We start from the raw sequence: 12,043 nt of genomic DNA, 5'->3' as shown, positions 1-12,043 counted from the left end.
AGCGCACAGGTCCAAAACCAGTACGAAAACTTTCCCGGATTGAAGTTAAAGCCCCATAGTAATTATGTTCTAATTAAAGAAATTAGTTTGCCTACATAGCAAAAATTAAACAAAAGTACTCGCGCAAAATGAAAAATCAGAAAAACTAAGGTTTAGATGAGGTTTTGTGTATTAAAAACATTGTAGAGAGTCAAAAAGCGAAGTTGAGTCAGGTTGTTGTGTTAGGCCGGCTCAGTACTCCACCTTATTTTCAGCTTCTTCCCACGCCCTGAAAGCTTCCAGCGCTTCTTCCCTGAGGAGCTGTTTGAACTCAATGCTTCGTTCCCGGACGGGGCGTGAAATTTCCTCGTATATGAAGGAATCGTCAAAGCCGATATTTTCGGCATCAGACCTTGTGCTGGCAAAGAACACTCTATCTATCCTTGCCCAGTAAATGGCCCCGAAGCACATAGGACAGGGCTCGCAGGAAGCATAGATCTCACATCCGCTAAGGTCAAAGGTATTCAGTTTCCGAGCTGCCTCTCTTATGGCACCGATCTCTGCATGGGCAGTCGGATCATTAAGTACGGTGACCTGGTTGCAGCTTTCCGAAACTATTTTCCCATTTTTCGCAATGACGGCCCCAAATGGCCCTCCTCCTCTTTTTACACTTTCGAGGGAAAGTTCAATGGCGCGTCTCATAAACAAAAGATCTTTTTCTGACATGTTTCGCTCCCTCTTTTATATTTTCATATAGATGATAAATATAAGGATAGGACATATCCTTTAATGGCAGAACATGCCTTTTTACTAAAGGATAAAACCCTTCCTTGAAAGGAAAACTGAAAAAAGGGACATTCTGCAGGACAAACCTTAAGTACACAAACAGATCAAACCATTAACCGGAGTGATAATGTTGACAACCAAAAGTTTTACCGCTGAAGAAGCAAAAGCAGTTGGAGAACAACTGGGATTAAAATGGGATAAGTTCGATGTTGACCAGTTCCGCAGAGGCATGGATGTAGAGCTGGAACATGGGACCATAGACCCCGCAACAAACGTCACGAACGACGACCCCGTAATGACAGGAAAGATTGCTCTGGCTCATCTTAACGAGTTTCCGGACTATTACGACAGGCTGGAAGAAATGGAAGAAGAAGCTGAGGAATTCTGGGAAAAAGACTGAACACCGAGCTTTAAAAACATCATTTTAATTTTTATTTTAATTTTTACTTTAATTTTTATTTTAATTCTTGTTTTAATTCTTGTTTTAATTCTTGTTTTAATTCTTGTTTTAATTCTTGTTTTAGTTTTAGTTTACATTTAATATTCAGTAAATCCTTTCTTTTAAATGCATTTGATTTTAATTTACCTCAATCTTTTTCAATCTCAATATTTTTATCCATTTCAGTTTCAATCAGCCTTTCATTCCAAATCACCCGTGATATTATTCCCGCCCCGAAAACCGGTTGAATGAAAACAGGAAGAATTGTGTACAAAAACCAGCTCCCAATTGGAACTTATTTTATATAGTTAATAGTAGTTATTTAATAATGTAATAGTCTCATTTATGTAAGTTTTTTGAGACAAAGTACACTGAATAAATATTATAATGGCTATATCACATGATAATGCGCTGGGTAAAATTGGGTATTTGATGTAAATCCCTTGAAAAATCATTTAACATATAATATTTTTTTGTTTTGTTTTAAGAAATATATTATATAAGTTGAGGACTATACAGATAGTTAATTTATATACTATTCACAGTGTAGCCCCAAAAATCATAAAAAATGGCACTCAAGATGATAGAATTGCACGATTTAGATAAACCAAAAGTTCTCATCGTGGACGACGAAAGGGATCAGGTAGAATTACTCTGTTTGCAGCTTGAGGATGAATATCTTCCTATCCCTGCATATACCGGAAAAGCAGCCATTGAACTTATGAAAGCTGAACTTCCGGATTTGATTTTATTAGACCTGATGCTGCCTGAAAGTGACGGGTATGAGATTTGCAGCAGACTCAAAAGCGACCCGGACTACAGGTTCATACCTATAATTATAATTTCCGGACTTATTGAGAAGCCGAACAAAATAAAAGCAACTCAATGCGGAGCTGATGACTTTATTAACAAGCCAATAGATAGGTTTGAGCTCAAAACAAGGATAAAGTCTCTAATCAGGATAAAAAAGAATTATGAAGCTCTGCAGGAAAGCGAGAACAGGTATAAACAACTTTTTCACAACAGCCCGGCTGTCACACTTCTAGTAGACCCGCTCAATTACCGTATTGTCGATGCAAACGATCCGGCATGCGCTTACTACGGGTACACTTATGAAGAGGTGACTGCAAAAAAAATCACTGATATTAGTACATTCTCTCAGGAAAGAAATAGAGAAATTAGCCAGCAGGTTTTTTCCGAAAAGAAAGGCCATTTCTATTCCTGCCATAAACTTGCCAGTGGAGAAATAAGGCATGTAGAGATGTATGTCAATACAATCAACGTTAAAGATAAGGAACTTTTTTTTATAAATGTCTATGATATCACTGCCACCAAGAAAACAGAAAGAGAACTTGCGGAATCTGAAGAAAAATTCAAACAGGTTGTCGAACTCTCAATTGACGGTATATTAATAGAAACAACTAATGGAGAAGTTGTTGACTGTAATGGTGCAGCCTGCAAAATTTTCGGGTATGATAGAGAGGAGATCCTGGGGCTGGATGTAGCTGCTCTTCTTCCCGAGGGCTTTACCAGAAGCATTCCGGAGATAATAGCCGGTAAAGAAATCACAGGAAATAAAACAGTCGAGAGGATAAACAAAAAAAAGGACGGTACGCTTTTTCCAGCTGAAGTTGCAACCAGAATACTCAAACTGGGCAATGAGGAAAGGCTCATAGTGTATGTCAGGGACATTACAGAGCGTAAAAAAGCTGAAAAGGCATTGAAAGCAAGTGAAGAGAACTTCCGCACTCTTGTAAACAACACTCTCGATGGTATACTGATACTTGATTTTGAAGGCAGGATAATAGCTGCAAACGCCGCTGTTGGAAAAATGGTTGAACTGGAGCTCGAAGAGGTAACAGGTACGAACATTGCAAAATATCTCGCTCCCGAATCATTACCGATGGCAATTGAAGACCAGATAAATGTTTTCAATGACAGGGGAGGCTACCTCAGTGTGTACAAAGCAGTCTCTTCCAGAGGAGAGCCTTTCTGGATTGAAGGCCTTGGTACAAAAATAATCTACCAGGATCAGCCGACAATCATTGTGGTTATAAGGGATATATCCGTTAGAAAAAAAGCAGAAGATGCTCTAATAAATGCAAAAACAGCTGCTGAAGCGGCAAATCGCACAAAAAGCGAGTTTCTTGCAACCATGAGTCACGAACTGAAGACTCCTTTGAACTCTATAATCGGGTTTTCGGACCTGCTAAAAGAAGGAATTGCAGGGTCCCTGAACGAAAAGCAGTCCAGGTATGTTCAGTTCATATCTTCAAGCGGAAAAAACCTTCTCCATATTATCAACGACATACTCGAGTTATCAAAAGCAGAATCAGGAAATGAAGAGCTCAACATAGAAGTATTTTCTGTTGATGAATCTATCAATAAAGTTATCTCAATGATTCTTCCACAAATTCATGAGAAGAATATTAAATTAAATTATAATTCAGAAAATAGAAGATTATGGATATTTGCCGACGAGGTTAAGTTCCAGCAGATTATGAACAACTTATTAAATAATGCTATAAAATTCACGCCTTCGGGTGGTTCAATTGATGTAATCTCAAAGAAGGAAGACAACCTTGTAGTTATTACCGTCAAAGATACCGGAATAGGAATCCTGGAAGATAGCTTTGATAAAATTTTCAAGCCATTTATCCAGATTGATTCTTCTCTTAACCGCACTTTCGAAGGTACGGGATTGGGGCTGACCCTGGTAAAAAAATATGTTGAAATGCACGGTGGCAATATACATGTGGAAAGTAAAATCGGAGAAGGCTCATCATTTAGATTTGAACTGCCAGCAATCCGACAGAAGATAATTGAACCCGTTCTAAAAGTATTAGAGAACCAAAAAACCATTAGCTGAAACTCTGTAGCTGAAACTCTGTAGCTGAAATTCTGTACCTGAAACTCTGTAGCTGAGAAACCATCGTTGAAAAATCATTGTCTGGATTTTGCCGGATGTATTGTTTGATGGCTAACTGTGCCATTTTATTGTTTTGTATTTGTTTTCATCCCTTTGGTCATAGGTTATGGAAACAAAAGTTTCCCATGAAGATATCCCTAATTTGAAGATATCCTTATATCCTTACTCCATCATAGCACAGCCAATGGCAAGCTACAAAGTTCTGGTAAGGGATGTTATCAAAAAAGCCGATGTCCTTCTTGAAGTCATAGACGCCCGGTTTCCGGAAGAGACCCGAAACAGTGAGGTTGAAAAGGATATTGTCCGTTTAAAGAAGCCGTTTATAATAGTCATCAATAAGTGTGACCTCGTATCAAAAGAGAAACTTGAGAAAACCAAGTCCCGCCTCTCCAAAATTGCCCCTACGGTTTTTATATCCAGCAAGGACAGGTCCGGGACAACCATGTTAAGGCACCAGATCCTTGCATCCTCCTGCAGTATAAAAGAGCGTGATATCCTTGTCGGCACCCTCGGCTATCCCAATGTAGGCAAGTCCTCCGTAATCAATGGCGTTACTGGCAGGCACAGGGCGGGCACCTCCCCCATATCCGGCTACACAAGAGGATTGCAGAATGTGGACGGAGGTTCACGTATCATGTTTATTGATACACCGGGAGTTATCCCCTTCGATGAAAACGATGAATATGTACAGGGCCTGCTAGGGATAAAGGATGTAACTCACCTGAAGGACCCCATTGGTGTTGCCCTTAAGATTATAGAGAAACTGCTTGCCGAAAACAAAACTGCCCTTGAGTCCTGTTACAATGTCACAATCGAAGACCAGAGCGGTCACTCCGTAATTGAACTGATAGGCAAACAGTGCAATTTCCTGCAAAAGAAAGGCGAGGTGGATGAAATGAGGGCAGTTGCCAGAATAGTCAATGACTGGCAAACCGGGGTGCTCCGACTCTAAAAAAATTGATGACGCTCCTGATCCAGGAACAAAATTTAGCCAGAATCCAAGTTGCGTTTTTTCCGGAGAAAAAGGAAAAATTATTCAAGCTTTAAAACGAAATTAACGTAAAAAAGATGAGGATCGAGAAGGATGGCCAGAAATCCGGAGCAAAAACTGGAAAAATACGATAAACCGGAAAAAGACGAAAAATCAGAAAAAGAAAGGATATTGAGGAAAAAACTTATTCTGGTTACCTCAAAACTTTTGATCGTAATTTCCGTGATCCTGCTAGCTCTGCTCTCCCAGAAATAAAGCAGGATAAAGCAGACGGGCCCGCTTCTGGGATCGATTTATTCGGGCAACTTACTTTATCTTACCAGACAGGATGCTCCACAATGTACCCTGATCCCGGAAGAGACCGGCCCGTAATTATCTCCTGTACAGAAAACGATACTTTTGATGCCGTACCCGCCTGACAGCACGAAAGACTATTTGCAACGATTTCCATGCGTCATCTGTTAAGCGTTAGATAATTGGTATTAATAATCTAAATCTGATATTAATTATCTAAATAAAGGAATTTAAAAAGAAGGTGAAATGAAAAACAATATTGGTAGATGGAAGTAAGTTCTTAACCGATGACCAATGAAATGATTCTCAAATGTTTATCTCCAACTTCTCCCAGTCCATCTCCAGTGCATCGCCGATTTTCGCAAGCACCATATCAGCACCGGCTTCTTTTAGAATCTCTGGATCTACCGTCTGAGCCACTCCTATAGCGAAAAGTCCTGCGTTCTTAGCAAGTCGCATATCACCCGGTCCGTCCCCAAAATAGACTGACTGCAACGCAAACTGTTTTAAAGACAAACCTTCTTTTTCAGCGAGCATTTCAATATGTTTTGGACCTTTCTTATAAATATCGAATCCTAATAAACAATCAATGTAAGGGAAAATACCAACTTCATAAAGACGCTTCATCATTGGTCCAGTACCACTACCAGAAGTGATGAACACCCTGTAGCCTTTGGTTTTGAATAATTTTAAAAGCGCTTCTGCTTTCGGAAACAGTGAATATGTTTCATCATAAATGGTGGTACAGAATTCGTCCATCAGTTTTGGCACTGCATCTTTAGGTAGTTTATGGTGTTCCAAAATATGAGAAAATTGTTCATCCCACGGTGTGCCTGTTGCGGCGATGGAATATGCGGCTACATTAGGTGATTCAATCCCTGTCTGTCGTTTCACTACATCGCAGAAAACTCTGGTGTAAATTGGCATAGCATCCACAAGAGTTCCATTGAAGTCTGAAACAATGTATTTTATTTTAATGTTCATAAACTGCACACCCTATGATTTTTATTTTAGTGTATCGCGTCCTGATTAATTCCATATTTTGAATAATAACTCTGCCAGGCATTTCACTCTTTTCTTCTATATTATATTTCCACATAAATATGACTGGCGTTTCGTTAATCTGGTTGAAGTATCCAAATGCAGGGTCTGATCAAGATAAAAATATTTACCTCGGGCCAGTTACAAAAAAATGTAAAGAATATGCTGAGAATTTCTATCCTGATATCTGGTGTAATTGTTTAAGTGGAATTGAATCAATACTGCCCCGGTCTGGAATGATTAGTTTCATCCCAACTCTCTGAAGAAGCGGTTTGCGATTTTTTCAGGTAGCTCATCCCGGTTCCCCTCATCAACCGTCAAAACTTGAAACTCTTCCCGTATTCTCTGCGCCAGCTGGTGACTGCTTGACCGGTGAAGCACTGCAAGAACCGGTTTATCTGATTTGAGGACTGCTTCAACCGCCAAAATAAAAGCCCCGGATTTAAGCTCCATCGGCCCGACCTCATCGATAACTATCAGATCACAGTCAAGGGCATTCCTGAGAGCATTTGCCCCTATCTTTTCAAGGTCTTCGAGGTTGACGTGATATTTTCCAAATCTCGGCCCACTCCCCTTGACGCTGCGCAGGATGCCGTTTTTCCCGGTTGCAAGGTCCCGGATTGAAAAGCCTTCCCTTGTGCCTTCCTTTCGGATTTCGGCAGTCTGGATGCCGCCTATTTTGAAGCCGGGCTGATCTGCAAGTTTTTCGGCAGCTTTCGCCACAACTGTTGATTTCCCAATACCTGGACTGCCGGTTACTGCAATTCTCAACATAGTCTTTTTCTTCCCCTTTCGTTTTCCATTTCCCGGAAAAAAATAGACCTTGATTTTATTTAAATCCGCCAGCAATACATTTTACGTTGATTATAAGAACATTGCTGAATATACTGGAATATACATTAGAAGCTTCTATTCTGTTAATATGCTAACTTTCGTAGATGTGTAAGGGGATGAAATTGTGACTACAGACCAGGAAATTCTTGCTAGACTACAGGAGATAGAGAAGAGAATGGATAAGATGGAAAGCACACTGGAAAGCATTAACAGTATCCTTAAAAAAGTGGAGCAAAACACCTATTTTGGGTGCTATGTAGAGGGAGAAAAGCTGGAGTAAAAGGAGATATGTACTGCTGATTAGTTTATGAAAAATATATACAAACGTGTTTTCCTAACGCTTAACCGAGGACTCATGGCATGTCCTCAAACTTTAAAATTTTTCCTTCCATTTTTCTTGAGAAAGCTGGCTGCCTTTGACGCCCGGTGAGAGTCACGGTACCCACCAGACAATTCTGTAGAAAGACCCCGGGCTTTCTGAACCTTCAGAATCGGAAAACCTGGCAGGGTTTCAGCTTGTTCTGGAAGATAATTCAGGAGATTCCGGTTGAGTTCATGCAGAGCATTCAGCTTACGGTTTTCCCGTAAATTTTCGATATTTTTTTATGGTCAATGCAATTTCCCTGTATTTTTCTTTCTCAAGCCGCTTAAGGCCGATTTCGGATTTTTTCGACTGGAACATGAGTTCATCGGTTAACCTGTGATAGCTGTCCAGCCGCTCCTCTGGAATAAGCCCTTCCTTTACTGCCTTCAGGACGGCACAGCCAGGCTCATCATGGTGAGTGCAGTCTTTGAACCGGCAGTTGCGGGCTAAATTAATGATGTCGGAAAACGCTTTCTCAAGGCCGTCAGAAGAGTCTCCGAGTTGGATTTCCCTGATCCCGGGGTTGTCTATAACAATTGCACCGTTGGGAAGAAGGAACATCTGGCGGACTGTGGTAGTGTGTCTCCCTTTCTCATCATCTTTTCGGATATCTGCGGTTTTCTGGACGGCTTCATCGAAAAAAGCGTTTATAAGCGTGGATTTTCCAACGCCGGAGGAACCTATAAGTGCCACTGTTTCCCCGGGATTGAGATAAGGGCTGAGTGCATCAAGCCCGTCTTTTGAAAGGGCACTTATGGGAATGACAGGGACGTCTCCTGCAATGGACTGTATTTTTTCTGTCAGCAGGCCAGGGTCATCCGCAAGGTCAATTTTGTTCAGTAATATCACCGGGCTTGCCCCGGAGGAATACACAACAGTAAGATACCGTTCAAGCCTTCGCAGGTTAAGGTCTTTTCCCGCAGAAGTTACAATAAAGATGGTATCAAGATTTGCAGCAATCAACTGCTCCCCGCTCCCATCCCCCGCCGCCCCTCTTGACAGGCAGGTCCTTCTGGGGAGGATATTCACAATCATGCGCGAGCCCAGTTCTGGCTGGTCCAGTAAAACGACAAAATCCCCTACTACCGGTTGTTTGCCAATTCGCAGGAGCGCCCCAGAAATTCCTGCCTGTACGACAGCTCCCGGAATAAGAATCTCACAGACCGTTTTATGCCGGGATACGATTCTTCCGGCAATGTAGGGACCTTTGTAGGCAGAAAATGCCGATTCAAGCTCTTCATTCCAGCCGGGAATACGATTAATGCAATTATGACCTGCACCTTCCGTTTCACGAGGGTCCTTCATAGAATATAACTATCAATTTTACACGGATAAGTTTATTGATTCGTTATCTACCCAACCCGATTGCAACTGTAAACTTCTTTTATCTGTAAACGTCTCTTTTCTCTGATTATCTCACTTATATAGTCACTTCCTCTTTTGCTTCTTGAGAAAGCCGCCCTCCTTCGTCGGCTGGTGAGAATCCCGGTACTCACCAAACAATTCGATAAAACAACCCTGGATTTTCTGGAAGAATTGAAGGGTATGTTGGAGGAAATTTATGAATCTTCATTACCCTCTTCAGCCAGTTTCCTGAATATTTTTTCCGATTTTGCAGTAAACTCCTCTGCTTCTTTATTCCGGTTCAGGTCTGAGAGAGTTTTTGCATACTCCACGGAGATTCCAGCCATTTCTGCCAGATAGCCGGAGTCTTCCGACTCTTCTTCATCTCTTTCTCCAAGGAGAACATAGGCCAGATCCATGGCTTCTTTCACACTGTCTTTCAGCTCTTCTTTGTCTACTCCTCCAAGGAAATCGAAGGCAAGGTCCATGGATTCTTTTGCACTGTCGTATTTCTTTGAAAGGAGGAGGGTCTTTCCACGTTCCATAACTTCGGCAGCCAGCCTCATTTTAACAGAAAGGGGCCAGATTTCATCATCAAAAATCATTACATAATATTCAAGGGCTTCCGAATACTGCTCCTCTGCAAGCTCCTCTTTTCCTACTTCCGCATAAAGGGAGCCCAGTTTATCATAGGCATTGCTTTTGGCTTTCAAATCCTTCCAGTTTGCCAGAAGATCAATAAGTTCCTCCATAACCTCAACGACACGTTCCTGAAGTTGAATCGCGGATTCATAGTCCTGCTGAATTATATAAAAATCAACAAGTTTTCCAAGAGCATGGGCCAGGCCATATATATAGGTCTCACTATCATCAAGCAGCTCAAATGCTTTTTCCCTTACATCCAGGATTTTTTCGTAATACTGCCTTTCAGTTTCGGGGTCCATATCCTCTGGTTCAAAATACTTATATAGATCCCCGATGGCATCGAAAGCTCTGGCAATTTCCAGTTTGGGGTCCTCATCTTCTGGATTTTTCTCCAGAAGAATCTCGTAGACCTTTATTTCGTTCCTGTAACACTTTTCTGCATTTTCGACACTTTCTGCCATTTTAAAATGTCTTGCAAGCTCACGGAAAGTATTCGAAAGAGTGGATTGAAGAACCGAATTCTCATCCTCGTTTAAATCGGAAACCCTGAAAATATTCAGGGCTTTATCATACAGGTTCTGGCCCTCATCCGGTTTATGCATGGAAAACAGGACCGCGCCCTTTTGTAGCAAGACGCGGCATAAAAGATCCTGCCTCTTTGCTTTTCCCGCAAGGTTTTCGGCCTTATCAAGTTTTTCAAGGGCTTTTTTGTACTTTTTATCTTCAATCAGAGACGAAATGTCCTTTAAATTCCTATTTAACAAATCTTCGGCTTGTCTGGACATAAATGGAATTTAGACCTCAGATTATTAGAATTAAACGCCTTTTCCGGAATTTTCCCGTAAAAAACCGGCAAACTTCACAATCTTACAACTAAAGTGCCTGAATGTACATAGATATCTACTTCTTCATAGATCTTAGCACCCTCAAAGATCTTAATTCCTTCATCATTCCCCATCAACAATCAGCCATTTCCAGACAGGTATAACGGTTATTTTTTTGCTCTCCAGCATGATTTCTTCTTCCGCATCTTCAGTGAGGATAAGCCCCTCGTCCAGTTCAAAGGTCTCCATGGCTGACATCAGTCCTTCAATTTCCCTTTTTCTCGTTTTTTCACTGCTTATGTTCCAGCAGACCTGTACTGCCTGAACGATCCTGTTTTTTTCATTGACCAGGAAGTCAACTTCCTTTTGCTTTTCGTTTTTCCAGTAATAGATATCCCGGTATTTTCTTCTGAGCTGCATGAACACGACATTCTCTACCAGCCTACCGTAATCTTCTGAAAAGGTGAAGGATACTGTATTTCTTAAGCCAGTGTCTATGCAATAGACCTTTCTCGGGTTAAGGATCTGTTCTTTTAAGGAGTAAGAGTATTTTTTAATAAAGAACAGCATGTATGTGCCTTCAATGTATGAGGAGTAACGCTCGACTGTATCGAGACTTGTTTTTAGGACATTTTTTATCCTGTTGTATGAGTTTGGAGATGATATGTTTGTTAGATAATATTTTGCGAGTTCTTCCAGTTTTGCTATGTCTCTTATTCCGTACCTCATAGTTACGTCTTTTATCAGGATGTCTCGGAAATAGGTGTAGAGGAGCTCTTTTTTGTTTCTTTCGTCTTCCTCCAGCGCAACTTTCGGAAAGCCACCTGTATCTATGTATTCCTTGAGCATATTTTGTATTCTGTGACGTTCCGAGATAAGGTCAAGCTCGCTCTCAATGTGTATTCCCTTGAACTCAAGATATTCTTTAAACGATAGAGGATATACTTCTGTGTCTATGTGGCGGCCTGCAAGGACGGTTGAATATTCAGAACTCAAAAGCCTTGAACTTGAACCGGTTATAAATACGTTTATCCGCCTGTTTTCATGAAGGTAGCGTGCGAATTTTTCCCAGCCTTCTATTACATGGACTTCGTCAAGAACCACATATTGCTCTTCAGAACCTTTTTTTATTTCCGTTTCGTAGATCTCATAAATCCTGTTCAGGAGCTCGAGATCAAGGCCCCTGAAACGTGGGTCTTCAAAGTTTATTATGAGTATGTCTTCTTTTGCTGTTCCTTTGTTGATTTTCTCTTCGAGATACTGAAGGATTATAGTTGATTTACCTGTCCTTCTTGCACCGGTTATGACCATTATTTCTTTGGCTTGTGCTTTTCTTTCTATTGTGTCCAACAGTCCTTCTCTTCTTGTACCAGTGTACTGGTCTTTTTTCCAGAAGTTCCAATCGAGAAGTATTTCCAGTATCTCTTTTTTGTCCATATATCTTGATATCTTTTGTAGCTATTAAAAGTTATCAATTATATCGGTAATTTTACTCTACTAATTATCATTTATATCGGTAACTTTTATATGATAAATCTCATTTATATCGGTAATTTCACTCAAATACTTATCA

At 40.8% G+C, this 12,043-nt stretch carries 11 protein-coding genes; 5 read left to right on the top strand and 6 right to left on the bottom strand.

Annotated features, from left to right (window positions below):
- Positions 1-231: 231 nt before the first annotated feature.
- On the bottom strand, positions 232-705 hold the full coding sequence (locus tag PHF18_RS11430) for a nucleoside deaminase (protein WP_300102818.1): 474 nt from the start codon (positions 703-705) through the stop codon (positions 232-234).
- 187 nt (positions 706-892) lie between these two features.
- On the opposite strand from PHF18_RS11430, the gene PHF18_RS11425 reads away from it, so the two are divergent.
- The 4 genes from PHF18_RS11425 (at position 893) to PHF18_RS11410 (ending at position 5,379) form a co-directional block, all read left to right on the top strand.
- The gene (locus PHF18_RS11425; RefSeq protein WP_300102815.1) at positions 893-1,165 is read left to right on the top strand and encodes a DUF5661 family protein; all 273 of its coding nucleotides are present in this window, start codon (positions 893-895) and stop codon (positions 1,163-1,165) included.
- A gap of 607 nt (positions 1,166-1,772) precedes the next feature.
- On the top strand, positions 1,773-4,073 hold the full coding sequence (locus tag PHF18_RS11420; RefSeq protein ID WP_300102812.1) for a PAS domain S-box protein: 2,301 nt from the start codon (positions 1,773-1,775) through the stop codon (positions 4,071-4,073).
- 244 nt (positions 4,074-4,317) lie between these two features.
- Positions 4,318-5,085: a GTPase gene (locus PHF18_RS11415; RefSeq protein WP_300102809.1), complete on the top strand. Its 768-nt coding sequence runs from the start codon at positions 4,318-4,320 to the stop codon at positions 5,083-5,085.
- A gap of 132 nt (positions 5,086-5,217) precedes the next feature.
- Positions 5,218-5,379 (top strand): hypothetical protein, encoded by a 162-nt coding sequence (locus PHF18_RS11410; RefSeq protein WP_300102806.1) that lies wholly within the window; start codon positions 5,218-5,220, stop codon positions 5,377-5,379.
- Positions 5,380-5,724: 345 nt separating this feature from the next.
- Here PHF18_RS11410 and PHF18_RS11405 read toward each other — a convergent pair whose 3' ends face one another.
- Both PHF18_RS11405 and PHF18_RS11400 read right to left on the bottom strand, forming a co-directional pair.
- A complete protein-coding gene (locus tag PHF18_RS11405; RefSeq protein WP_300102804.1) occupies positions 5,725-6,402 on the bottom strand; it encodes an HAD family hydrolase in 678 nt (225 codons plus the stop codon).
- Positions 6,403-6,705: 303 nt separating this feature from the next.
- The gene (locus PHF18_RS11400) at positions 6,706-7,233 is read right to left on the bottom strand and encodes an NTPase (RefSeq protein ID WP_300102801.1); all 528 of its coding nucleotides are present in this window, start codon (positions 7,231-7,233) and stop codon (positions 6,706-6,708) included.
- A gap of 184 nt (positions 7,234-7,417) precedes the next feature.
- Here PHF18_RS11400 and PHF18_RS11395 point away from each other — a divergent pair, with 184 nt between their 5' ends.
- Complete coding sequence (locus tag PHF18_RS11395) at positions 7,418-7,573, top strand: hypothetical protein (RefSeq protein WP_300102798.1); 156 nt, start codon at positions 7,418-7,420, stop codon at positions 7,571-7,573.
- Between the two features lie 291 nt (positions 7,574-7,864).
- Here PHF18_RS11395 and rsgA read toward each other — a convergent pair whose 3' ends face one another.
- The 3 genes from rsgA to PHF18_RS11380 all read right to left on the bottom strand — a co-directional run bounded on the left by rsgA (position 7,865) and on the right by PHF18_RS11380 (position 11,907).
- Positions 7,865-8,962 (bottom strand): ribosome small subunit-dependent GTPase A, encoded by a 1,098-nt coding sequence (rsgA, locus tag PHF18_RS11390; protein WP_300102795.1) that lies wholly within the window; start codon positions 8,960-8,962, stop codon positions 7,865-7,867.
- Between the two features lie 254 nt (positions 8,963-9,216).
- Positions 9,217-10,410: a tetratricopeptide repeat protein gene (locus PHF18_RS11385; RefSeq protein ID WP_300102792.1), complete on the bottom strand. Its 1,194-nt coding sequence runs from the start codon at positions 10,408-10,410 to the stop codon at positions 9,217-9,219.
- A gap of 183 nt (positions 10,411-10,593) precedes the next feature.
- Positions 10,594-11,907 carry an ATP-binding protein gene (locus tag PHF18_RS11380; protein ID WP_300102789.1) on the bottom strand — a complete coding sequence of 438 codons (1,314 nt, stop codon included), beginning with the start codon at positions 11,905-11,907 and terminating at the stop codon, positions 10,594-10,596.
- Positions 11,908-12,043: the final 136 nt, after the last annotated feature.

This window comes from Methanosarcina sp. (genome assembly GCF_028693135.1).
Lineage (GTDB): Archaea > Halobacteriota > Methanosarcinia > Methanosarcinales > Methanosarcinaceae > Methanosarcina.
Note: the sequence above shows the minus strand (reverse complement) of the source record. Positions and strands in the feature narration are given on the sequence as shown.